Here is a 23,457-nt window from a genome sequence, read left to right on the forward strand (position 1 = left end):
CTCGAGCTTGTGATCGGAGCCGCGCTTGATGCCGAAATGGGTCCCGTCGTGCTGTTCGGAACCGGCGGTATCGATATCGAACTGATGAAGGACGTCGCGCTGGCCGGTGCTCCGCTCGACGCGGCGGAGGCCAAGCAATTGATCCATCGCACCAAGGCCGGCGTGAAGCTGAAAGGCTATCGCGGCAAGCCGGCACTGCATGAGGCTTCCGCCGTGAAGGCGCTGGTCGGCCTGTCCAACCTGATAGCGGACGCCGGTACCCGGATCGCCTCGATCGACGTCAATCCGTTTCTGATCAACACCAGGACCGGCGTCGCCGTCGACGCCCTGATCGTGCTCAACAACGCCGCGGCCAGGAGCGCCGCCGGGCATTGATGCCGCGGCGAAGCATCAGCCAAAGCGTGGCTTACAAAGGCGCGGCAGGGCTGCGCCGTAGAGGTCAGCAGGTCTAAAATGATCATCGAAAATCAGGCCATGGTAACGGACGCCGTCACTGAGGCCGTCAGCCGCACCGAGGATCCGCGGCTGCGCGAGATCTTGCTGGCGCTGGTGCGGCATCTGCATGGCTTTGTGCGCGAGGTTCGCCTGACCGAGCGCGAATTCCAGCAGGCGGTCGGGATCATCGCCGCGATGGGCCAGAAGACCACCGCCTCGCACAACGAAGTGGTGCTGATGGCAGGCTCCCTGGGGGTGTCCTCGCTCGTCTGCCTGCTCAACAACGGCAACAACGGCCAGACCGAAACCCAGGCCAACCTGTTGGGGCCGTTCTGGCGCGACGACCAGCCGCTGAGCGCCAGCGGCGATAGTCTGGTGCGTTCGCCGACCCCGGGCCCCGGGCTGATCGTTCGGGTCTCGATCGAGGATGGACAAGGACGTCCCGTCGCGGGAGCCGAAGTCGACGTCTGGCACTCTTCGCCGGAAGGCCTTTATGAGAACCAGGATCCCGCGCAGGCCGAGATGAATTTGCGCGGGCGCTTCGTTTCCGATGAGGCGGGACGCTTCCATTTTCACAGCGTCAAGCCCGCAGGCTATCCGATTCCCGTCGATGGTCCGGTCGGCGAACTGGTGAAGGCCACCCGCCGCCACAACTACCGGCCGGCGCACCTGCACTTCATGGTCTACAAGCCCGGCTTCAAAACACTGATCTCGCAAATCTATTCGCCCGACGACGAACACATCGAGTCGGACGTGCAGTTCGGCGTGACGCGTGCGCTCATCGGCAATTACGTTCGCCATGACGAGCCCTCGCCCGAGCCGGGTTTCGCAGCCCCCTGGTATTCGCTCGACCAGCGTTTTGTCATCGAGCCCGGCGAGGCCAAGCGTCCGGTCGCGCCCATCCGCGCCAAGGCCGAGGCCGCAACGCCGCGGGGCCGATAGGCAGGAGCGGCCGTCCGGCGTCCAAATCGCCGCTGGCCTGCTTTATGGGCACACGGCCCTAGGCCGAAGGTTGCAGGATTCCCGCAGGTTGACGATTGGCAAAGCCGAGCGGGAAAGGCTAGGCTCCCCGCCGATCAAGGCATCGAAGAATGCCGGCCATCAAAAGACATAACCTTGTCTGGGGAGGACAGCATGGGTATTTCGCGACGATCCCGACCGATCGATCGGCGGACTATTTTGAAATCGACTGCCGCAATTGCTGCGGTGCAATTCTCATCCCCCTTCATCATCAAGGCCCGCGGCGAAACGCCGGTCAAGATCGGCATGGTCGATCCTTTGACCGGCGTTTATGCCGCGATTGCCCAAGGCGAAGTGGTGGGAGCCAAATTCGCCGCCGAGGAGATCAACAAGAAAGGCGGGATTCTCGGCCGGCCGGTCGAACTATTGATCGAAGACTCCGCCAACGATGTCGGCACCGGCGTGCAGAAAACCCGCAAGCTGATCGAGCGCGATAATGTCAGCTTCATCATCGGCGACGTGAATTCCGGCATCGCGATCGCGATGGCGCAGGTCACCAGCGAAAAGAAGGTGCTCCATATCGTCTCGGGCGGGCACACCGATCCGATCACCGGCGCCAACTGCTCCTGGAACGTGTTCAGGGTCTGCAACTCCACCACCATGGACGCCAATGCCATCGCCACCACGCTGATGGAGAAGTTCGGCAAGAAATGGTACTTCCTGACACCCGATTACGCCTACGGCCACTCGGTCCAGGCCGGCTTCGAGAAGCTGCTGAAGGCCAATGGCGGCACCTCTTCCGGCGCGCTGGTTCCGCTCGGCACGGCGGATTATTCCGCCTATTTGATCCAGGCCAAGGCCTTTGGTCCGCAGGTCCTGATCAACGTCATGGGCGGCGGCGACCAGGTTTCGAGCCTCAAGCAGTTCGTGCAGTTCGGCCTCGACAAGCAGATGGCGGTCGGCGGCACCCTGTTCGAGCTTGAGAGCATCCGCGCCGTGCCGGACGGTGCGCGGGTCGGATGGTGGACGATGGAATGGTGGTGGGACCAGCCGGGCGTGCCGCACGTCGCGGAATTCAATACCGCGATCAAGAAGATCACGGGCGCCTCGGCCACCGCGCGCAACTGGTTCGGCTATGCCTCGGTGCAGACGCTGGCGTTGATCGCGAACCAGGAGAAGACGCTGGATGCGCCAAAACTGGCGCACGCGCTGTCCGGCTTCAAGTTGCCGCCGGAAGTTGCCTTGCAACCGGGCGCGCCGGCGTACCGAGCCGGCGACCACGAATTGATGAGCACCGTGTTCGTCGGCGAGGCGCACCCGCCCAAGGGCGATCCGGACAACATGTTCTCGGTCAAGAACCCTGTGCCCGGCGAGAAAGCCGCCGGTCCGGCGGAGGCTACCGGCTGCAAGATTCAGTGGCCGGCTTAGGCGATAGACGACGCTGCGCCGGCTGCCTCCACGCAGCCGGCGCCATTCCAAGAAGAAACTCCACGAAAACTGCAGAGGGACCCCATGACATCGCACATTTTCAATCCGAAACTCGATCGCCGCACCCTGATCAAAGGCGCCGCCGCGCTCGGTGCCTTCCAAATGGCTTCTCCCTTCATCATCCAGGCGCGCGGCGAGACGCCGATCCGGATGGGCATGGTCGATCCGCTCACCGGCGTTTACGCAGCACCAGCCGGCAACGAGGTGATGGGCGCCAAGCTCGCGGTCGCGCAGATGAACGCCAAGGGCGGCATTCTCGGCCGTCAGGTCGAATTGCTGGTGGAAGATTCCGCCAATGACGTCGGCACCGGCGTGCAAAAGGCGCGCAAGCTGATCGAGCGCGACCAGGTCAATTTCATGATCGGCGACGTCAATTCGGGCATCGCCGCGGCGATCGCCCAGGTCACCGCCGAGAAGAAGATCCTGCACATCGTATCCGGCGGCCACACCGATTCCATCACCGGCAAGGATTGCAAGTGGAACGTGTTCCGCGTCTGCAACACCACGCGGATGGAAGCCAATTCGGTCTCCGGCGTGCTGTTCACCAAGTACGGCAAGAAATGGCACTTCATCACGCCCGACTACGCGTTCGGCCACACGCTGTATGATGCCTGCACCGACGATCTGAAGAAGCTCGGCGGTAGCGTCACCGGAAACGAACTGACGCCGCTCGGCACCACCGATTACTCCGCCTATCTGATCAAGGCGCGCGCCGCCAATCCGGACGTGCTGATCCTCTTGGTGCAGGGCTCCGACATGATCAACTGCCTCAAGCAGGTCGTGCAGTTCGGCCTGCACAAGCAGATCCATGTGGCGGGAACGCAGCAGGAACTGGAGTCGCTCGCGTCGCTGCCGCCGGAAGCGCGGATCGGCGTCTGGATGTTCGAATGGTACTGGAAACAGCCGGGCATCGCCGGCGTCGAGAAATTCGTCGCCGATATCCGCAAGGTCAACAACGGCAATGTCCCGACCGCGCGGCACTGGTTCGGCTACACCTCGGCGATGACCTTCGCCCTGATCGCGAACCAGGAGAAGACGACCGACGCGGTCAAGCTTGCTGCCGCGCTGGAGAATTTCGAGCTGCCCGACGACGTCAAGCTGCAGCCGAACAAGGTCTACTACCGCAAGGGCGATCATCAGCTGATGACATCGGCCTTCGTCGGCGAGGCGCAGTCGAAGGGGAAGGACGACGCGGAGGACCTGTTCCGCGTCGACGAGATCGTCGCCGGCGACAAGACCGCGCCTGCCGTCAGCGAAACCGGCTGCAACGTGCAGTGGCCGTCTTAAGCTTGAAGTCCGCGTTTTCCCTGAGCGCCGGGAGGCTTCCGCCTCCCGGGCGAGATGCATGAATTTCTTTCGGTGAATTATGTGGCAACTGCTTCTGTTTAACGTCACCAACGGGCTCATCATCGGCGCCTTTTATGTGCTGATGGCGCTCGGCCTGTCGCTCATTCTCAACCTGAGCAACGTCATCAATTTCGCCCATGGCGGGTTTCTCGTCATCGGCGGTTACATCGCCTATACGATTACGCCCTATATCGGCTTCTGGGGCGCGTTGCTGCTGGCGCCGCCGTTGACCGCGATCATCGGGCTCGCCGTCGAGCGCGTGCTGATCCGGCCGCTCTACGGGCGCGATCCGCTCTACAGCCTGCTGCTCACCTTCGGCCTCGCCTTCATGATCGAGGACGGCACGCGGTTCATCTTCGGCCCGCAAGGCAAGCCGGTCACCATTCCCGCATTTCTGGCGCAGCCGTTGAGCAATGAATTGTTCTTCATCACCGGCTACCGCCTGTTCATGGTGGCGGTGGTGGTGATCGCGGTGGCGCTGTTGTTCCTGCTGTTGCGCTATACCCGCCTCGGCATTCGCATCCGGGCCGGCACGCTCGACCTCGATACGGTGGCGGCGCTGGGGATCAATGTGCAGATGCTGCGCTCGCTCAATTTCGCCGTCGGCATCTTTCTCGCCGGCCTCTCCGGCGTGCTCGCCGCCGGACAACTCGGCCTCGAGCCGACCATGGGCACCGGGCTATTGATGCCGAGCTTCATCGCCATCATCGTCGGCGGCATCGGCAGCCTGCCGGGAACGCTGGCCGGCGGCCTCTTGATCGGAGTGGCCTCCGGATTGACGGCGGTGTTTTTCCCGGCCGCCAGCGAGGCGGTGATCTATGTCATGATGGCGGTGGTGCTGTTGTTGCGCCCGCGCGGATTGTTCGGCGAAGAAGGAATGATGAGTTGAGTGCCGAGCAAACCCGCAAATTGATCGCGCTCGCCGCGATCTGGGCAGCCCTGCTGCTCGCCCCCTACTGGATGGTGCCGCTCGGCGGCTATACCGCCCTCGCCACCCGCGTGCTGGTGCTCGGGCTGGCAGCGATGTCGCTGAACTTCCTGCTTGGATTTACCGGCGTACTGTCGTTCGGCCACGCCGCCTATTTCGGTCTCGGCGCCTATGGCGCCGGATTGGCGCTGAAATTCGTGGCGCTCAGCACGCCGCTGGCGCTGGTCGCGGGAATGCTGCTGGGCGGCCTCTGCGGCGCCGTCCTCGGCACCCTGATCGTACGGCGCCGCGGCGTCTACTTCGCCATGGTGACGATCGCGTTCGGCCAGGTGTTCTACTACATCGCCTTCCAGTGGAGCTCGCTGACCGGCGGCGACGACGGCTTGCGCGGCTTTTCGCGCCAGCCGCTCGATTTCGGCGCCTTCAAGATCGACATTCTCTCCAGCGCCAATAACTTCTATTATTTCGTGCTGTTCTGCTTCGCGCTGGCGGTCGGCGCCATGGCCTTCATCCTGCGTTCGCCGTTCGGCCGCACCATGATCGCGATCCGCGAGAACGAACGCCGCGCCCGTTTTCTCGGCATCCCCGTCGAACGCCACATCTGGATCGCGTTCACGCTGTCCTGCTTCTTCATGGCATTTGCCGGCGCGCTCTACGCGCTGGTCAACAACTTCGCCGACCCGAGGGGCCTGCATTACAGCCAGTCCGGCGATTTCGTCATGATGGCGGTGATGGGCGGCATGCGCAGCTTCTGGGGCCCGCTGCTGGGAGCCGCCGTGTTCGTGGTGCTGCAGGATTATCTGTCGAGCATCACCGTCAACTGGATGTCGTTCGTCGGCCTCCTGTTCGTCCTGGTCGTGCTGTTCTTCCCGCGCGGACTCCTGGGTTTCCTGCAACGGAGCAAGGCATGAACGTTCTGGACATCAACAACGTCACCAAGAGGTTCGGCAATCTGGTGGCGGTGCGCGACGTCTCGCTGTCGGTGGCGAAGGGCGAACTGTGCGCGATCATCGGACCGAACGGCGCCGGCAAGACCACCTTCTTCAACCTGATCTCGGGATTTTTTCCGCCGACCTCGGGCTCCATCACCTTCGATGGCCGCGACATCACAAGGCTTTCCACCCATGAGCGCGTCACCCAGGGCATGGCCCGGACCTTCCAGATCACCGAGATCTTCCCGGAGCTCACCGTGTTCGAAAACGTCCGGATCGCCGCGGAGGTGGCCGGCGGCTTCCGGCTGCGACCCTGGATCAACCGCAACGAGGCCGCCCAGGTGCATGCCCGTGTCGAGGAGACGCTGAAGCTGGTTTCGCTGGAAACCAAGACGGACCGGCTGGTCGGCGAGCTCGCACATGGCGATCAGCGCGCCGCCGAGATCGCGATGGCGCTGGCCTTGAAGCCGCATCTGTTGTTGCTCGACGAGCCGACCGCCGGCATGGGGGACCAGGAAACCTACCAGATCACCCAGCTGATCCGCCGGCTGCATCGCGACTCCAACTACACGATCGTGTTGATCGAGCACGACATGCGCGTGGTGTTTCATCTTGCCGACCGCATCTGCGTGCTCGACCAGGGCCGGATGCTGGCGCAGGGCACGCCGCAGGAGATCGCCGCCAACGAGACCGTGCAGGCCGCTTATCTGGGTAATGCCGCATGACCGCAGCCCTGACCGCCGAAGGCCTCCACACCTATTACGGCAAGAGCCATATCCTGCATGGCGTCAGCCTCAGCGTTGCGGAAGGCAAGATCACCGCGCTGTTGGGACGTAACGGCGCCGGCAAGACCACGACGCTGCGCAGCCTGATGGGGCTGACGCCGGCGCGCGAGGGCAGGATCACGATCTTCGGCGAAGACACCAGCCGCTGGCCGACTTTCCGCGTAGCGGCATCCGGCGTCGGCTATGTGCCCGAAGGCCGGCGCATCTTTGCCAACCTCAGCGTCGAGGAAAACCTCAAGGTCCCGCTCGAACGCGAAGGGCCGTGGACCATCGAGCGAATCTACCAGCTGTTTCCGCGCCTCGAGGAACGAAAGTCCAATCGCGGGCGGCAGCTGTCCGGCGGCGAGCAGGAGATGCTGTCGATCGGCCGCGCCTTGCTGTTGAACCCGAGGCTGCTGATTCTAGATGAGCCCTCGCAGGGCCTGGCGCCGCTGATCGTGCGCGAAGTCTTCCGCATCGTCCAGCAGATGAAGGCCGAGGGCATCTCGGTCCTGCTGGTCGAGCAGAACGCGCGGATGAGCCTTGAAATCGCCGACAACGCCTATGTGCTGGACGACGGCATCGTCGTCTATTCAGGAACGGCCAAAGAGCTCGCGGCCGACGAGGGGCGAGTCCGGGCGCTGGCCGGCGCCAGCGCCGAGGAATGGACGCTGACGTAGGGCACTAACTTGATTGAGGAGTGCGGCTGCTGGCCGTCTCCCCTCCTCCCATGCGCGAAGCGCGTGGCGGGGAGGGGTCGGGGGTGGGGGGCGCCTCGGCAGATTCAGTGCCGGCAACTGAGCGTCCATGCGCTGAGAGACCCCCCACCCCCGACCCCCCCGCCGCTTCGCGGGGGGAGTGGGGAAGAGGCGCAACGGCCCGGCCTTTCGCTCGTCCGGCTTTGCCCGTACAATCGGCAGATGGCGAAGAGCAATTTGATGATCGGATCCACGACGCTGGCGTTGATCGCCGCAGCGTTCGCAGGCCTGCTCGGGTACCAGAAAATCCACGCGCTGCGGCAGCAAGGCCCCCTGCGCATCGTGTTCGAAGGCTCGGCCAGCGGTCTGCGCAAGGGCGGTAGCGTCAACTTCGACGGCGTTCAGATCGGCGTGATCAAGTCGCTCAAGCTGGACAACCCCCGCAAGATCGTCGCGCTCGTCATGGTGGATAACAGCGCCCCCATCCGCAAGGACACGGTGGTCGGCGTGGAATTCCAGGGGCTGACCGGCGTGGCGGCGATATCGCTGACCGGCGGCGCGGCCGCCGCGGCTGCGGTGCCGCTGGATGAAGACGGCATTCCGATCCTGACCGCCGACCTCAGCGAGATCGAGTCGATTCGCGACTCCCTGCACAATGTCGACCGCCTCCTCGTCGGCAATCAGGCGATGGTAAAAGATGCGCTCCTGAATTTCGAAACCTATACGGCCTCGCTGGCGAGCAAGGGCGACGCGATCGAAAGCATCATGCGCAAGGCCGACGATGCGTTTGCCAGCATGGACAGCGCCATGGCCAAGGTCGACAATCTTGTGCCGGGGCTGGCGAACGGCAAGGCCGACGAATTGCTCGGGAAGGTGCAGTCGATTCGCGAACTGGCAGAGAGCTTCAACAAGAAATCCGCCACCGTGATGGAGGAAGGCCGCCGCACGCTGCTCGATCTCAGCGAGTCCGCCGTCAAGCTGACTCGCAAGTTCGATCCGCAGGCCGTGAGCGGCGGCAACCCGGCCCCGCCAAGAAAGCCGAATCAGAAGCGGCAGTGAAGCGCGACTACGGGGGTTCCTGCGCGGAAGCGGGGCGACCGAACGTGGAGAAGCCGGCACGGGCCGAGGTTCCGTTCCGCGGTCTCAAAAGCGACGCGATCACCTCGCGTTAATCAGCCCATAGCGGCGCAACCAATCATCGAAATAATTAGCTCAGCTCTGGGAACAAAAGTTCCGCGCCGGAATTATTTTCGTTCGTCCGGATTCGCCCGCGGTAGAGATTTGTAATAGCTCAGGTTTCGCTTGCGTCGAAATCGTTCGCACGATTTTATGACGCGAAAGATCGACTCGTAGACGCGCGGATGCAAACGCGCCATGCCGCTTAAGGGGAACTCCATGAGTGATCTCGGCTCCGCCGCTCCAGCCACCCGGCGTCGTGCCAAGGCAAAGCCTTACGCCAACGGAAAGCCGGATCCTTCGCAGGAATTGCTTCACGCGCTTCAGGCGATGCGAAGCGGCGACTTCTCGGTACGCATGACCGGAGACCATCTCGGCATCGAGGGCAAGATCGCAGACACCTTCAATGAAATCGTCGCCGCCAATCAGCGCATGGCCCAGCAGCTCGAGCGCGTCGGACAGGTCGTCGGTCGTGAAGGCAAGACCCGCCAGCGCGTCAAGTTCGGACTGGCAAGTGGCTCATGGGCCGACATGGAAGGTTCCGTCAACACGCTGATCGACGATCTGCTGTGGCCGACCCGCGAAGTGACCCGCGCCGTCGCCGCGGTGGCGCAGGGCGACCTGTTGCAAACCGTTCAGCTCGACGTCGACGGCCGTCCGCTGGGCGGCGAATTTCTGCAGTCGGCCACCATCGTCAACACCATGATCAAGCAGCTCAGCGTGTTCACCTCCGAGGTGACGCGCGTGGCACGCGAGGTCGGCACCGAAGGTAAGCTCGGCGGCCAGGCGCAGGTCCCCGAAGTGACCGGCGTCTGGAAGGACTTGACCGAGAGCGTCAACTCCATGGCCAACAATCTCACCGGCCAGGTCCGCAACATCGCCGAGGTGACCATCGCGGTCGCCAACGGCGACTTGTCCAAGAAGATCACGGTCGACGTCCGCGGCGAGATCCTGCAGCTGAAGGAAGCCATCAACACCATGGTGGACCAGCTGCGCTCGTTCGCCTCCGAAGTGACACGTGTGGCCCGCGAGGTCGGCACCGACGGCAAGCTCGGCGGCCAGGCCATCGTGCCCGGCGTCGCCGGCACCTGGAAGGACCTCACCGATTCCGTCAACGCGATGTGCGGCAATTTGACCGCGCAGGTGCGCAATATCGCCAACGTCACCACCGCCGTCGCGCGCGGCGACCTTTCGCGCAAGATCACGGTCGACGTCCGGGGCGAAATCCTCGAGCTGAAGGACACCATCAACACGATGGTCGACCAGCTCAATTCCTTCGCCTCGGAAGTGACGCGCGTCGCCCGCGAGGTCGGCACCGAAGGCAAGCTCGGCGGTCAGGCCCAGGTGCCCGGCGTCGCCGGCACCTGGAAGGATCTGACCGACAACGTCAACTTCATGGCGTCCAACCTGACGGCGCAGGTCCGCAACATCGCCGACGTCGCGACCGCCATTGCCGGCGGCGACCTCTCCAAGAAGATTACCGTGAACGTGTCGGGCGAAATCCTGCAGCTGAAGGAAACGCTCAACACCATGGTCGACCAGCTCAACGCCTTTGCCGGCGAAGTCACGCGCGTGGCGCGCGAGGTCGGCACCGACGGCAGGCTGGGCGGCCAGGCCAACGTGCTCGGCGTCGCCGGCACCTGGAAAGACCTGACCGAGAGCGTCAACTCGATGGCGAGCAATCTGACGGCGCAGGTCCGCAACATCGCTGAGGTGACGACCGCGGTCGCCAATGGCGACTTGTCGAAGAAGATCACGGTGGACGTGCGCGGCGAGATTCTCGAACTGAAGGACACCATCAATACCATGGTGGACCAGCTCAATGCCTTCGCCGGCGAAGTCACGCGCGTGGCACGCGAGGTCGGCACCGAAGGCAAGCTGGGCGGCCAGGCGCTGGTGCGCGGCGTCGCCGGAACCTGGAAGGACCTCACCGACAGCGTCAACTCGATGGCCAGTAATCTGACCGGCCAGGTCCGCAACATCGCCGAAGTCGCGACCGCGGTGGCCAAGGGGGACCTGTCCAAGAAGATCACCGTGAACGTGTCCGGCGAAATCCTGCAGCTGAAGGAAACGCTCAACACCATGGTCGACCAGCTCAACGCCTTCGCCGGCGAGGTCACGCGCGTCGCCCGCGAAGTAGGCACCGACGGCAAGCTCGGCGGCCAGGCCGAAGTGCCCGGCGTGGCCGGCACCTGGAAAGACCTCACCGACAGCGTCAACTCGATGGCCGGCAATCTGACCGCGCAGGTGCGCAACATCGCCGAGGTCGCGACCGCGATCGCCGGCGGCGACCTGTCGCGCAAGATCACCGTGGACGTGCGCGGCGAGATCCTGCAGCTCAAGGAAACGCTCAACACCATGGTCGATCAGCTCAACCGCTTCGCCGGTGAGGTGACGCGCGTGGCGCGCGAGGTCGGCACCGAAGGCCGCCTCGGCGGCCAGGCCAACGTGCCCGGCGTGGCCGGCACCTGGAAGGACCTCACCGACAGCGTCAATTCGATGGCCGGCAATTTGACCGCGCAGGTCCGCAACATCGCCGAAGTGACCACGGCGGTCGCGCGCGGCGACCTGTCGCGCAAGATCACGGTGGACGTGAAGGGCGAAATCCTCGAGCTGAAAAACACCATCAATACCATGGTCGACCAGCTCAACGCGTTTGCTTCGGAAGTGACGCGCGTGGCGCGCGAGGTCGGCACCGAAGGAAAATTGGGCGGTCAGGCCGAAGTGCCCGAGGTCGCCGGCACCTGGAAGGACCTCACCGACAACGTCAACTTCATGGCGTCGAACCTGACCGCGCAGGTCCGCAACATCGCCGAAGTCGCAACCGCGATCGCCGGCGGCGACCTGTCGAAAAAGATCACGGTCGACGTCCGCGGCGAAATCCTGCTGCTCAAGGACACCTTGAATACGATGGTGGAGCAGCTTCGCTCCTTCGCCGCCGAAGTGACGCGCGTCGCGCGCGAAGTCGGCACCGAAGGCCGCCTCGGCGGCCAGGCGGTGGTGCCCGGCGTCGGCGGCACCTGGAAGGATTTGACTGACAACGTCAACCTGCTGGCGGCCAACCTGACGACGCAGGTCCGCAATATCGCCGAAGTCACCACCGCCGTGGCGCGCGGCGACCTCTCGCGCAAGATCACCGTCGACGTCAAGGGCGAGATTCTCGAACTCAAGAACACCATCAACACCATGGTGGACCAGCTCAATGCCTTCGCCGGCGAGGTGACGCGCGTCGCGCGCGAAGTCGGCACCGAAGGCAAGCTCGGCGGCCAGGCGCAGGTGCCCGGCGTGGCCGGAACCTGGAAGGACCTGACCGACACCGTCAACTTCATGGCGGCCAATTTGACCGAACAGGTGCGCGGCATCGTCAAGGTGGTGACCGCCGTTGCGAATGGCGATCTGAAGCAAAATCTTACCGTGAAGTCGAAGGGCGAAGTTGCGGCACTCGCCGACACCATCAACAACATGACCGAGACGCTGGCGACCTTCGCCGATCAGGTCTCCAGCGTGGCGCGCGAGGTGGGCGTCGAAGGCCGCCTCGGCGGCCAGGCCAACGTCCCCGGCGCCGCCGGCACCTGGAAGGACCTGACCGGCAACGTCAACCTCTTGGCGGCCAACCTGACTTCGCAGGTGCGTGCGATCGCGGAAGTGGCGACCGCGGTGACCAAGGGCGACCTGACCCGTTCGATCCAGGTCGACGCGCGAGGCGAAGTCGCGGAGTTGAAAGACAACATCAATACCATGATCGGCAATTTGCGGCTTACCACCGACGTCAATACCGAGCAGGACTGGCTGAAGACCAACCTCGCCCGATTCACCAACATGCTGCAGGGTCAGCGCGACCTGACCACCGTCGGCCGGCTGCTGTTGACGGAGCTGACGCCGCTGGTGAACGCGCATATGGGTGTGATCTACCAGGTCGAGAACGAGGACAGTCCGCAATTGCGCCTGCTGTCGGCTTACGCCGGCGACAGCGTGAGTCCGCATCAGCCCATCGTGCAATTCGGCGACGGGCTGGTCGGGCAATGCGCGATGGACAAGCGCCAGCGGCTGGTGTCGGACATCCCGAACGACGCGGCGCCGATCAGTTCGGCGCTGCTGCGGGTGGTGCCGAAGAATCTCGTGGTGCTTCCGGTGCTGTTCGAGAATCAGGTCAAGGCGGTGATCGAACTCGCCTCCGTCAGCGCCTTTACGACGTCGCAAATGACCTTCCTCGAGCAGCTCACCGACTCGATCGGCATCGTGCTCAACTCGATCGAGGCCACGATGCAGACCGAAGGGCTGCTGAAACAGTCGCAGCAACTCGCGGGGGAACTGCAGACCCAGCAGAAGGAGCTGCAGCAGACCAACGAGCAGCTCGAGCAGAAGGCGCAGCAGCTCGCCGAACGCAACGTCGAGGTGGAACGCAAGAACCAGGAAATCGAACAGGCACGGCGCGCGCTCGAGGAGAAGGCGACCGAGCTTTCGCTGACCTCGAAGTACAAGTCGGAATTCCTGGCCAACATGTCGCACGAACTGCGCACGCCGCTCAACAGCATCCTGATCCTGGGCCAGCAGCTCACCGAAAACCCCGACGGAAATCTGACGGCCAAGCAGGTCGAATTCGCGCGCACCATCCATGGCGCGGGCACCGACCTGTTGAATCTGATCAGCGACATCCTCGACCTCTCCAAGATCGAGTCGGGAACCGTGACCGTGGATGCCGAGGAAATCCTGACCTCCAACCTCCTGGAAACCGTGGGACGCCCGTTCCGGCACGAAGCGGAAAACCGGCAGCTGTCGTTCAACATCGAGGTCGATCCCAATCTCGGACGCAGCATCGTCACCGACTCCAAGCGCCTGCAGCAGGTGTTGAAGAATCTGCTGTCCAACGCCTTCAAGTTCACCGCCGAGGGCGGCGTGCGCCTCAGCGTCTCGGCGGCGCTCGGCGGCTGGAGCGCCGAACATCCCGTGCTCAACCATTCGCCGGCCGTGATCGCCTTCGAGGTGTCCGATACCGGCATCGGCATTCCCCTGGAAAAGCAGAAGCTGATCTTCGAGGCGTTCCAGCAGGCCGACGCCGGCACCAGCCGGAAATATGGCGGCACGGGCCTGGGCCTCGCCATCAGCCGCGAGCTTGCGAGCCTGCTCGGCGGCGAGATTCATCTGCAGAGCACGCCCGGCAAGGGCAGCACGTTTATTCTCTACCTGCCGCTGAAATATTCCGGCCCGACAGTGGCGCCGCGGGTCAGTGCCGCCTCGCAATACAGCGTTGCGCCGGCGCTGCCGGCCGCAGCGCAGGAGCGCGTTATCGAGCAGCTTCCGGACGACCGGCTCACCCTCGAACCGGGCGACACCATTCTTCTGATCGTGGAGGACGACCCGCATTATGCCCGCGTGCTGGTCGATCTCGCCCGCGACAAGGGTTTTAAAGTCCTTGTCGCCGCACGAGGCTCGGAAGCGCTGGACCTGGCAAAACAGTTCCAGCCTACGGCGGTATCGCTCGATGTCTTCCTGCCGGACATGCTCGGCTGGACGGTTCTGAGCCAGCTCAAGCATAATCCGCTGACGCGGCATATCCCGGTCCAGATCATCACGCTGGACGAAGACCGCCAGCATGCGCTGGCGCGCGGCGCGTTCTCCTTCGTCAGCAAGCCGACCACGACCGAAGGCGTGAGCGCCGCGCTCTCCCACATCAAGGAGTATGCAAAACCCCGCCGCAAGCGGCTGTTGATCGTGGAGGACAATGCAGTTGAACAGATGAGCATCAGGGAACTCCTGGACCACGATGACATCGAGATCGTCACGACGGGCACCGGCGCGGGCGCCCTTTCCACGCTGCGCGAGAACCCCTGCGACTGCGTTGTCCTCGACCTGCGGCTGCCCGACATGACCGGCTTCGAAGTGCTGGATTCCATCCGCAAGGATGATTCATTGTCCAACGTGCCCGTGGTCGTATTCACCGGCCGCGAGCTTTCGATCGAGGAAGACGCGGAACTGCATACGATGGCGCGAAGCATCGTGGTGAAGGGCGTGGAATCGCCCGAACGGCTGCTTGATGAAACGTCGCTGTTCTTGCACCGTGTGATCACGGAATTGCCCGTCCAGAAGCAGCGAATGCTGGAGAAGCTCAACAGTTCCGACGAGGACCTCGTTGGCCGGACCGCGCTGCTGGTAGATGACGATGCCCGCAACATTTTCGCGCTTTCCAGCGTGCTGGAGCGGCGCGGCATGAAGGTGCTCACCGCCACGACCGGCAGCGAGGCAGTCGCGCTGGTCGAATCGAATCCCGAGATCGCCATTGTCCTGATGGACATCATGATGCCGCAGATGGACGGTTATCAGACCATCGGCGTGATCCGGGAAAACCCGGAATTCCGCCGGCTTCCGATCATCGCGCTGACCGCCAAGGCGATGAAAGGCGATCGCGAGAAGTGCCTGGAGGCCGGTGCCTCCGACTATCTGGCAAAGCCTGTTAACACCGAGCAATTGCTCCTCGCCATCCGCATGTGGCTCCATCGCTGACCGGTGCATTCGATGATGAGCCATGAAAAGGTGAACATTCTCCTGGTGGACGACCAGCCGGCAAAGCTGCTCGCCTATGAAGTCATTCTGAAGGAACTTGGCGAAAATCTCGTCGTCGCGACCTCGGGGCGCGAGGCGCTCGAATTCCTGCTCAAGAACGAGGTCGCGGTCATTCTCGTCGACGTCTGCATGCCGGAGCTCGACGGCTTCGAACTCGCCGCCATGATCCGCGAGCATCCCCGGTTCCAGAAGACCGCGATGATCTTCATATCGGCGATTCAGGTCAGCGACATCGACCGGCTCCGCGGCTACGAGATGGGCGCGGTCGATTACGTTCCGGTGCCGGTGATTCCGGAGGTGCTGCGCGCCAAGATCAGGGTGTTCGCCGAACTCTATCGCAAGACCCGGCAACTCGAGCGGTTCAACGCCGAGCTCGAAGATCGCGTTCGCGCGCGCACCGCGGAACTGGAAGAATCCAACGCGAGACTGCTCGAAAGCGAACAGCGCCGCAGCCTGGCGCTCGCCGCCGGCAGCATGGGTTCCTGGGATTGGGACTGGGTCAACGGCGACTGGATGTGGGACGAAGGCCAATTCCATATCTTCGGGGTCGATCCGGAGACGTTCGTAGTGACGACGGCCAACGTCGAGGCCTTGCTGCATCCGGATGATGCCGCCAAGCTCCGCAAGGCCACCGCCCTGTTCGACAGGGGCGAACGATCCTATGAAGCGGAATTCCGGGTCAACCGGCCGGACGGCGAAGTTCGCTGGTGCGTCGGCACGGCGGTCGCGACCGTCGACAAGGCCGGCATCGTGGTGCGCCTCAGCGGCGTCACCGTCGATATCACCGAACGGAAGCGGGCCGAGGAACGCCAGAACCTGCTGGCCCGGGAAGTCGATCACCGCGCCAAGAATGCGTTGGCGCTGGCGCAATCGATTGTCCGCCTGACGCGGGGCGAAACCGTCAAGGCCTATATCCAGGCCGTGGAGGGGCGGATCAGCGCGTTGGCGCGGGTGCACACCATCCTCTCACTGTCGAGCTGGCAGGGCGCGGAAATCGGGAAACTGGTCGACGAGGAGCTGGCGCCCTATGCAACGGGCGATCAGATCACGTTCCGCGGCACCGACATCCAGCTGCAGCCCGCCACCGCGCAAACGCTGGCGCTCGCCTTGCACGAGTTGGTCACCAATTCGGCGAAGTATGGCGCGCTGTCCACGCTGTCCGGCCGGCTTTCCCTGCAATGGGCCATCCAGGGCGAGGCTCTCGAACTGGTGTGGGAAGAGAAAGACGGCCCGCTGGTCGAAAAGCCGGCCTCGCGCGGCTTCGGAACAAGAAGCGTGATCGCTTCCATCGAGTCGCAGCTTGGCGGACAGGCCGAGTTCGACTGGCGCTCCGAGGGCCTGGTCTGCCGGCTGTCGGTACCGCTGACGGCGAATATCGACGCGCGACAGCCCGGCAGCCGCCCGAGTCTCGCCGTCGCCGGCAACCGGCTGAGCTAGCTCCGGGGATCCAGAGCACCGGGATCAGTGGCTGATCATCCACGGCCGCGCGGTCGGAAAGCTCTTGGCGCCGCTCGTGGTCTTCTTGACGAGCCGTGACGGCTTGGTCGAACAGCAGCCGCAGCCCGGCCCGTGCGACGCCTTGTATTCGCCGACGGTCTTGGGCGCGTTGGCCGAGCGCTCGTTGGTGGCATGGGCCTTGCGCTTGTCCGCGGGCATGCAGAAGAAGTTCGGCGCGGTCAGAATGACGCGCGGCGCTTCACCCGCGCATTGCGGACAGTCCTGCGGCTCGTCGCATTCCGACATTGGCCGCATGTCGGTAAACGGGCCGCAATCGTTGCAGAGATATTCGTAGACCGGCATCTTGTTCCTCGCGCGATAATTTTTTCAGGCCCGCGACGGCGGATGCGGGGCGGCAATTACGCACCGTCCCGCACCCCGTCGCGCGGGAATCACTTGTCCTGTGACAGCGGCATCTGGATGTCGCCCTTGATGTGTTTGATCGGGCCGGCCGACGATGGCATGATGTCGAAGTCGAAGATCTCGGTCGGCAGCCACAACGTCGCGCAGGCGTTGGGCACGTCGACCACGCCGGAGATATGGCCCTGGCACGGCGCCGTCCCCAGGATCGAGTAGGCCTGCGCGCCGGAATAGCCGAACTTCTTCAGATATTCGATCGCGTTCAGGCAGGCCTGCCGATAGGCGATATGCACGTCGAGGTAATGCTGCTTGCCCGCCTCGTCGACCGAGATGCCCTCGAAGATCAGATAGTCCTTGTAGTTCGGCGTGACCGGCGACGGCTTGAACACGGGGTTCTTGATGCCGTATTTCGATACGCCGTCCTTGATGATGTCGACCTTGAGATGCAGCCAGCCGGCCATCTCGATCGCGCCGCAGAAGGTGATCTCGCCGTCGCCCTGGCTGAAATGCAGGTCGCCCATCGAGAGGCCGCCGCCAGGCACGTAGACCGGGAAGTAGATCTTCGAACCGCGCGACAGGTCCTTGATGTCGCAATTGCCGCCATGTTCGCGCGGCGGCACCGTGCGCGCGCCTTCCGCCGCGGCCTTCGCCTTGGCGTCGCCCTTCAGCCGGCCCATATGGGCGGTCGGACCGAACGGCGGATTGGCGAGCCCGGGTACCCGGGTCGGATTGGTGGCGATCAGCGCGGTTTCCCGCTCGTTCCAGGTCGCCAGCAGTTTCGGATCGGGCAGGCAGCCGATCAGGCCCGGATGGATCAGGCCGGCAAAGTTAACGCCGGGAACGTGCCGCGACGAGGTGTACATGCCCTTGAAGTCCCAGATCGACTTCTGCGCCAGCGGGAAATGGTCGGTCAGGAATCCGCCGCCGTTCTTCTTGGAGAAGAAGCCGTTGAAGCCCCACAGGCTTTCCTTCACCGGGCCGACGTCGAGCAGGTCGACCACCAGGAGGTCGCCGGGCTCGGCGCCCTTGACGCCGATCGGGCCGGACAGGAAATGCACGATCGAGAGGTCGATGTCGCGGACGTCGTCGGCCGAATCGTTGTTCTTGATGAAGCCGCCGGTCCAGTCGTAGGTCTCGACGATGAAATCGTCGCCGGGACCGACCCACGCCACCATCGGTACGTCTGGATGCCAGCGATTGTGGATCATGTCGTTCTCGTAGGCCGACTGCGTTAGATCGACCTTGATCAGTGTCTCTGGCATCAAAAGCTCCCCTGTTTACAAGCCAAGTTACGGTTCAGACGGACAAGAATTTCGAGATTTGCGCGGCATCGACGGCGTCGCGCTTGTCGTCGCGCACGATCTCGCCGTTCTCAAGCACCAGCACGCGGTCGGCGATATCGAGGGCGAAGCTCAGGACCTGCTCGGAGACCACGATCGACAGGCCGCGCTCGTCGCGGATCCGTTTCAGCGTGCGCGCCATTTCCTTGATGATCGAGGGCTGGATGCCCTCGGTCGGCTCGTCAAGCAGCAGCACCTTGGGCTTGGTGGCCAGCGCGCGCGCGATCGCCAGCTGCTGCTGCTGGCCGCCGGACAGGTTGCCGCCGCGACGATTTTTCATTTCCAGCAGCACCGGAAACAGCTCGTAAATGCTGCCGGGCACCTCGGTCTCGCCCGACACCACCAGACCGGTCTCGATGTTCTCCTTCACCGTCATGGTGGAAAAGATCATCCGGCCCTGCGGCACGTAAGCGATGCCCTTGGCCACGCGTTCGTAACTCTTCATGTTGGAGAGCTCGGTGCCGTCCATCGACACCGACCCGCTTTTGGTCGGAACGATCCCCATCAATGACTTCATCAGCGTGGTCTTGCCCATGCCGTTGCGGCCCATGATCGCCACGATCTCGTTTTGCGCGACCGAGACGTTGAGGCCGTGCAGTACTTCGCTCTGGCCGTAGGCAACATGCAGATCGGAGATTGCCAGCATGGAAGCGTTCCTTATCCTTCGCCGAGCCTGGTCTGGTCTGGTCCGAGAACCGGACCTTACTTTTCGGGATCGTGTTTTAGTGTCCGAGATAGACTTCGATGACCTTGGGATCTTTCTGAACGTGCTCCATCGTGCCTTCGGACAGAATCTGGCCCTGATGCAGCACCGTGACCTTGTGCGCGATGTCCTCGACGAATTTCATGTCGTGCTCGATCACCAGCACGGAACGGTCCTTGATGATGCGGTTGAGCAGCTCGGCGGTCTTGGCGCGCTCGCTGACGCTCATGCCGGCGACCGGCTCGTCCAGCATCAGCAACTCGGGGTCCTGAATCAGCAGCATGCCGATCTCGAGCCACTGCTTCTGGCCGTGGCTGAGCAATTCCGCGTTCACGTTCAGCCGGTCCTTCAGGAAGATCATTTCGGCGACCTCGTGAACGCGGTCGCGCACCACGGCGTCGCGCGTGAAGGTCAGCGCGCCGAAAACGGTACGGCCGCGCGGAAACGAGATCTCGAGATTCTCGAAGACCGTCAGGTCGTCGTAGATCGAGGGAGTCTGGAATTTTCGTCCCACCCCGGCCTGCACGATCTGGTTCTCCTTCAACCTGGTGAGCTCCTGCCCGCGGAACTGGATCGAGCCGGAAGTCGCCTTGGTTTTTCCGCAGATCAGGTCGAGCACCGTGGTCTTGCCGGCGCCGTTGGGGCCGATGATGACGCGGATTTCGTTCTCCTCGACATAGAAGGAAAGATCATTGACCGCTTTGAAGCCGTCGAAGGAAACCGTGAGCGCCTCGACGGAGAGCAGGAACTCCTTGGGCTGGTGGCCTATGAGCATGGTCTATCTCCTCATTCCGCCGGTGCGCCGTCGGCAACCGGCTTCTCAGCCCAGCCGTCGCCGGATTTCGATTTGCGCGAGGTGAACAGCCCGGCGATCCGCGGCGCCACATAGTCGGTCCAGATCCCGGCGAGACCGTTCGGGAAGGCGAGAACGACCGTGATGAACAATCCGCCGAGCCCGAACAGCCACAATTCCGGAAAGGATTCCGACAGGCTGGTCTTGGCGAAGTTGACCAGAAGCGTGCCGCATATCGCACCCAGGATCGAGAGCCGGCCGCCCACGGCGGTGTAGATCACCATTTCGATCGACGGCACGATGCCGACAAAGGACGGCGACATGAAACCGACATTGAGCGCGAACATGGCGCCGCCGACCGCGGCGAACATGGCGGCGACGCAGAAGGCGAAGATCTTGAAATTCGCGACGCTATAGCCGGAGAAGCGAACCCGGTCTTCCTTTTCGCGCATCGCGACCAGGATACGGCCGAGTTTCGAGTGCCGGATGAACTGGGCGATGAAGATGCAGACGAATAGCAGACCAACCTCGAAGAAGTAGAGCACGATCTTGGCATGGTCCGGCCGGATGTCCCATCCCTTCAGGGTGCGCAGATCGGTCATGCCGTTGATGCCGCCGGTGTAGCCCTGCTGGCCCACGATCAGGATGGTCAGGATGGCCGCGACCGCCTGGGTGATGATGGCGAAATAGGTGCCACCGACGCGGCGTTTGAACATCGCGGCACCGATGATGAAGGCAAACAGGCCAGGCACCAGGATGATGGCGAAGACGGTGAAGGTGAGGCTGTGAAACGGCTGCCAGAATGCCGGCAGCGCGGTAATCTGGTTCCAGTCCATGAAATCGGGAATGCCGGGGGTCGACTGGATTTTGGTGTTCTCGACGCTCGACGCCTCTAGCTTCAGAAACATCGCCATGCAGTAGCCGCCGAGACCGAAGAACACGCCCTGCCCGAGGCTGAGAATTCCGCAATACCCCCAGCAGACCACCAGACCCAGCGCCACGAAGGCATAGGTGAGGTATTTCGCGACCAGATTCAGCCGGAAGACGTCGAGGCAGAGCGGCAGGATCACCACCAGGAAGGCGGCGAGCAGGAGAATTCCGATAAGCTCCGATCGGTTGACAAAGCGGTTCTCGGTCATGGCTTCAGCCCTTTTGTTATTTGCGGACCTTGAGGGCGAACAGACCCTGCGGTCGCAGCATCAGAATTCCGACGACGGCAAGCAGCGTGAGGACCTTTGCCATCGACCCCGACAGAAAGAATTCCAGCGTCGACTGCGTCTGCGAGATGCTGAATGCTGACGCGATGGTGCCGAGCAGGCTCGCCGCGCCGCCAAACACCACCACCAGGAACGTATCGACGATGTAGAGCTGGCCCGAGGTTGGGCCGGTCGAGCCGATCATGGTGAAGGCACTTCCGGCGACGCCGGCGATGCCGCAGCCGAGCGCGAAGGTGTAGCGATCGACCTTCTCGGTATTGATGCCGACCGCGCCGGCCATGATGCGGTTCTGCACCACGGCGCGGACCTGGCGGCCCCAGCGCGACAAGTACATGACGTAGGCGACCGCGATGGTGATCAGCACCGTCAGCGCCATCACGAAGATGCCGTTGATCGGCACTTCGATGCTGTCGGAAACATGCAGCGAGCCGAGCATCCACTGCGGCAGTTCGACGCCGACCTCGCGCGCCCCGAAAATCGAGCGATAGGCCTGCTGGAGAATTAGGCTCAGGCCCCAGGTGGCGAGCAGCGTATCGAGCGGGCGCTTGTAGAGGTGCCGGATCAGCGCCCATTCCACCAGCATTCCGAGCGCGCCGGACGCTATGAAGGCCAATATCATCGCCAGGAAGAAATAGCCGGCGAACAGGCCTGGAAGGTAGGCCTGGAAGAAATTCGACGTCATCCAGGTGACGTAGGCGCCGAGGATCATGAACTCGCCATGCGCCATGTTGATGACGCCCATCTGGCCGAAGATGATGGCGAGACCCAGCGCCATCAGCACGTAGACGGAAAACAGGATCAGCCCGGCAAAGCCCTGCATGACGAAGATGGAGCCGAGATCACCAATCGAATAGTCGCCGAACATCGATGTCCTCCGTCGGGGAAAGGCCCCGCGTCGCAAGCGGTTCGCGACGCGGGGGTCTCAGGCGCGGATTGACGATCCACGCCAGGGAGCAGGTTGGGAAAAGCGCGATTGAAGGCCGAGCGCTTACTGGTATCCCTTGGGGAACGGATCCGGCTCGACCAGATCGGCGGTTTCGAAAACCAGTTCGAACTGGCCGTCGAGCTTGGCGCGACCGACCCGAGTCTTCGACCACAGATGGTGGTTTTCGTGGATCCGCACGTAACCTTCCGGCGCACCCTTGAATTCGATTCCCGGCGATGCCGCCGCGATCTTGTCGACGTCGAAGCTGCCGGCCTTCTCAGCCGTTAACTTCCACAGCCACGGGCCGAGATAGGCGGCCTGCGTCACGTCGCCGATCACCGTCTTCTCGCCCCACATTTTCTTGAAGGCCGGGACGAACAGCTTGTTGTTCGGATTGTCGAGCGACTGGAAGTACTTCATGCAGGCATAGGCGCCCGCGATGTTCTCGCCGCCGATGCCGTCGATCTCGTCTTCGGTCACCGAAATCGTGAGCAGCGTCTGCTTCGACAGGTCGATACCGGCCGCCTTGAGCTGCTTGTAGAACGCGACGTTCGATCCGCCGACGACGTCGGTGAAGATCACGTCCGGCTTGGTCAGCTTGATCTTGTTGATGACCGAGTTGAACTGGGTGTTGCCGAGCGGGTAATATTCCTCGCCGACCACCTTGCCCTTGAGCACGTTCTCGACATGCTTGCGCGCGATCTTGTTCGACGTGCGCGGCCAGATGTAATCCGAGCCGACGAAGAAGAACGATTTCGCGCCTTTTTCCTTGGCGACCCAGTTGAGGCCGGCGAGGATCTGCTGGGTGGCTTCCTGACCGGTGTAGATAACGTTCTTGGACTGCTCGAGGCCTTCGTAGAAGGTCGGATAATAGAGCATGCCGTTGTACTGCTCGACAACCGGCAGCACCGCCTTGCGGGAGGCCGAGGTCCAGCAGCCCATGATCGCCGCGACCTTGTCATTGACGAGAAGCTTCTTGGCTTTCTCGGCGAAGGTCGGCCAATCGCTGGCGCCGTCTTCCTGGATGATCTTGATCTTGCGGCCGAGCACGCCGCCGGCTTCGTTGATCTGCGCGATGGCGAGCTTTTCGGACTCGATCGAGCCGGTTTCTGAAATCGCCATGGTGCCGGTGGCCGAATGCAGGATGCCGACGGTCACTTCAGTGTCGGTAACCGCGAGACCGGTCGTATTGATCGCGGAAGTTGCCGGCGCCTCCGCAAAGGACGGGCGGGGAAGCATGGTTAAGGCGGGAATCGCCGCCATTCCCATCAGCAGCTTGCGGCGGAACGCCGACTGCAGCCCCTGTTTCTTGTCGTCTGACATGTTCACCCCA

Annotated in this window: 18 protein-coding genes; 11 read left to right on the forward strand and 7 right to left on the reverse strand. The window is 63.1% G+C overall.

Features of this window, described 5'->3' with window-relative positions:
• The 11 genes from QZ213_RS01920 to QZ213_RS01970 all read left to right on the forward strand — a co-directional run.
• The coding region (locus tag QZ213_RS01920; RefSeq protein WP_291684352.1) for an acetate--CoA ligase family protein at window positions 1–375 on the forward strand (375 nt) is incomplete at its 5' end.
• 78 nt (window positions 376–453) lie between these two features.
• Window positions 454–1,377 (forward strand): dioxygenase, encoded by a 924-nt coding sequence (locus tag QZ213_RS01925; protein ID WP_291684353.1) that lies wholly within the window; start codon window positions 454–456, stop codon window positions 1,375–1,377.
• A gap of 264 nt (window positions 1,378–1,641) precedes the next feature.
• Window positions 1,642–2,823 (forward strand): ABC transporter substrate-binding protein, encoded by a 1,182-nt coding sequence (locus QZ213_RS01930; protein ID WP_291684354.1) that lies wholly within the window; start codon window positions 1,642–1,644, stop codon window positions 2,821–2,823.
• A gap of 84 nt (window positions 2,824–2,907) precedes the next feature.
• Window positions 2,908–4,170: an ABC transporter substrate-binding protein gene (locus QZ213_RS01935; protein ID WP_291684355.1), complete on the forward strand. Its 1,263-nt coding sequence runs from the start codon at window positions 2,908–2,910 to the stop codon at window positions 4,168–4,170.
• 79 nt (window positions 4,171–4,249) lie between these two features.
• Window positions 4,250–5,119, forward strand: coding sequence for a branched-chain amino acid ABC transporter permease (locus QZ213_RS01940; protein WP_291684356.1), 870 nt, complete (start codon window positions 4,250–4,252; stop codon window positions 5,117–5,119).
• A complete protein-coding gene (locus QZ213_RS01945; RefSeq protein ID WP_291684357.1) occupies window positions 5,116–6,069 on the forward strand; it encodes a branched-chain amino acid ABC transporter permease in 954 nt (317 codons plus the stop codon). Before QZ213_RS01940 ends, QZ213_RS01945 begins: the two co-directional genes overlap by 4 nt.
• The gene (locus QZ213_RS01950) at window positions 6,066–6,815 is read left to right on the forward strand and encodes an ABC transporter ATP-binding protein (RefSeq protein WP_291684358.1); all 750 of its coding nucleotides are present in this window, start codon (window positions 6,066–6,068) and stop codon (window positions 6,813–6,815) included. The genes QZ213_RS01945 and QZ213_RS01950 overlap by 4 nt, the downstream gene beginning before the upstream one ends.
• A complete protein-coding gene (locus tag QZ213_RS01955; RefSeq protein WP_291684359.1) occupies window positions 6,812–7,534 on the forward strand; it encodes an ABC transporter ATP-binding protein in 723 nt (240 codons plus the stop codon). The genes QZ213_RS01950 and QZ213_RS01955 overlap by 4 nt, the downstream gene beginning before the upstream one ends.
• 258 nt (window positions 7,535–7,792) lie before the next feature.
• A complete protein-coding gene (locus tag QZ213_RS01960; RefSeq protein ID WP_291684360.1) occupies window positions 7,793–8,611 on the forward strand; it encodes an MlaD family protein in 819 nt (272 codons plus the stop codon).
• Window positions 8,612–8,947: 336 nt separating this feature from the next.
• Entirely contained in the window at window positions 8,948–15,229 is a 6,282-nt protein-coding gene (locus QZ213_RS01965) for a HAMP domain-containing protein (protein WP_291684361.1), read from the forward strand.
• 15 nt (window positions 15,230–15,244) lie between these two features.
• Complete coding sequence (locus tag QZ213_RS01970) at window positions 15,245–16,726, forward strand: HWE histidine kinase domain-containing protein (RefSeq protein ID WP_291684362.1); 1,482 nt, start codon at window positions 15,245–15,247, stop codon at window positions 16,724–16,726.
• A 24-nt stretch (window positions 16,727–16,750) separates the two neighbouring features.
• Here the strand turns inward: QZ213_RS01970 and QZ213_RS01975 are convergent, their stop codons facing one another.
• The 7 genes from QZ213_RS01975 to urtA all read right to left on the reverse strand — a co-directional run bounded on the left by QZ213_RS01975 (window position 16,751) and on the right by urtA (window position 23,447).
• Window positions 16,751–17,089, reverse strand: a complete 339-nt coding sequence (locus tag QZ213_RS01975) for a zinc ribbon domain-containing protein (protein WP_291684363.1) — start codon at window positions 17,087–17,089, stop codon at window positions 16,751–16,753.
• Window positions 17,090–17,178: 89 nt separating this feature from the next.
• Window positions 17,179–18,408, reverse strand: a complete 1,230-nt coding sequence (gene fmdA, locus QZ213_RS01980; protein ID WP_291684364.1) for a formamidase — start codon at window positions 18,406–18,408, stop codon at window positions 17,179–17,181.
• A 34-nt stretch (window positions 18,409–18,442) separates the two neighbouring features.
• Complete coding sequence (gene urtE / locus QZ213_RS01985; RefSeq protein WP_291684365.1) at window positions 18,443–19,132, reverse strand: urea ABC transporter ATP-binding subunit UrtE; 690 nt, start codon at window positions 19,130–19,132, stop codon at window positions 18,443–18,445.
• A 76-nt stretch (window positions 19,133–19,208) separates the two neighbouring features.
• On the reverse strand, window positions 19,209–19,964 hold the full coding sequence (urtD, locus tag QZ213_RS01990; RefSeq protein ID WP_291684366.1) for an urea ABC transporter ATP-binding protein UrtD: 756 nt from the start codon (window positions 19,962–19,964) through the stop codon (window positions 19,209–19,211).
• An 11-nt stretch (window positions 19,965–19,975) separates the two neighbouring features.
• Window positions 19,976–21,121 carry an urea ABC transporter permease subunit UrtC gene (gene urtC, locus QZ213_RS01995; protein WP_291684367.1) on the reverse strand — a complete coding sequence of 382 codons (1,146 nt, stop codon included), beginning with the start codon at window positions 21,119–21,121 and terminating at the stop codon, window positions 19,976–19,978.
• A 16-nt stretch (window positions 21,122–21,137) separates the two neighbouring features.
• Complete coding sequence (gene urtB / locus QZ213_RS02000; protein WP_291684368.1) at window positions 21,138–22,064, reverse strand: urea ABC transporter permease subunit UrtB; 927 nt, start codon at window positions 22,062–22,064, stop codon at window positions 21,138–21,140.
• Window positions 22,065–22,187: 123 nt separating this feature from the next.
• A complete protein-coding gene (urtA, locus tag QZ213_RS02005; RefSeq protein WP_291684369.1) occupies window positions 22,188–23,447 on the reverse strand; it encodes an urea ABC transporter substrate-binding protein in 1,260 nt (419 codons plus the stop codon).
• Window positions 23,448–23,457 lie beyond the last annotated feature (10 nt).

The sequence above is a fragment of the Bradyrhizobium sp. genome, assembly GCF_017881085.1.
Classification (GTDB): domain Bacteria; phylum Pseudomonadota; class Alphaproteobacteria; order Rhizobiales; family Xanthobacteraceae; genus Bradyrhizobium.

Excerpts from the sequence above, each read along its gene's own strand:
- QZ213_RS01950 (WP_291684358.1), top strand. The coding sequence starts at position 6,066 with ATGAACGTTCTGGACATCAACAACGTCACCAAGAGGTTCGGCAATCTG.
- urtD (WP_291684366.1), bottom strand. The coding sequence starts at position 19,964 with ATGCTCATAGGCCACCAGCCCAAGGAGTTCCTGCTCTCCGTCGAGGCG.
- QZ213_RS01965 (WP_291684361.1), top strand. The coding sequence starts at position 8,948 with ATGAGTGATCTCGGCTCCGCCGCTCCAGCCACCCGGCGTCGTGCCAAG.
- QZ213_RS01975 (WP_291684363.1), bottom strand. The coding sequence starts at position 17,089 with ATGCCGGTCTACGAATATCTCTGCAACGATTGCGGCCCGTTTACCGAC.
- urtA (WP_291684369.1), bottom strand. The coding sequence starts at position 23,447 with ATGTCAGACGACAAGAAACAGGGGCTGCAGTCGGCGTTCCGCCGCAAG.
- QZ213_RS01960 (WP_291684360.1), top strand. The coding sequence starts at position 7,793 with ATGATCGGATCCACGACGCTGGCGTTGATCGCCGCAGCGTTCGCAGGC.
- QZ213_RS01935 (WP_291684355.1), top strand. The coding sequence starts at position 2,908 with ATGACATCGCACATTTTCAATCCGAAACTCGATCGCCGCACCCTGATC.
- urtB (WP_291684368.1), bottom strand. The coding sequence starts at position 22,064 with ATGTTCGGCGACTATTCGATTGGTGATCTCGGCTCCATCTTCGTCATG.
- fmdA (WP_291684364.1), bottom strand. The coding sequence starts at position 18,408 with ATGCCAGAGACACTGATCAAGGTCGATCTAACGCAGTCGGCCTACGAG.
- QZ213_RS01925 (WP_291684353.1), top strand. The coding sequence starts at position 454 with ATGATCATCGAAAATCAGGCCATGGTAACGGACGCCGTCACTGAGGCC.
- urtC (WP_291684367.1), bottom strand. The coding sequence starts at position 21,121 with ATGACCGAGAACCGCTTTGTCAACCGATCGGAGCTTATCGGAATTCTC.
- QZ213_RS01940 (WP_291684356.1), top strand. The coding sequence starts at position 4,250 with ATGTGGCAACTGCTTCTGTTTAACGTCACCAACGGGCTCATCATCGGC.
- urtE (WP_291684365.1), bottom strand. The coding sequence starts at position 19,132 with ATGCTGGCAATCTCCGATCTGCATGTTGCCTACGGCCAGAGCGAAGTA.
- QZ213_RS01955 (WP_291684359.1), top strand. The coding sequence starts at position 6,812 with ATGACCGCAGCCCTGACCGCCGAAGGCCTCCACACCTATTACGGCAAG.
- QZ213_RS01970 (WP_291684362.1), top strand. The coding sequence starts at position 15,245 with ATGAGCCATGAAAAGGTGAACATTCTCCTGGTGGACGACCAGCCGGCA.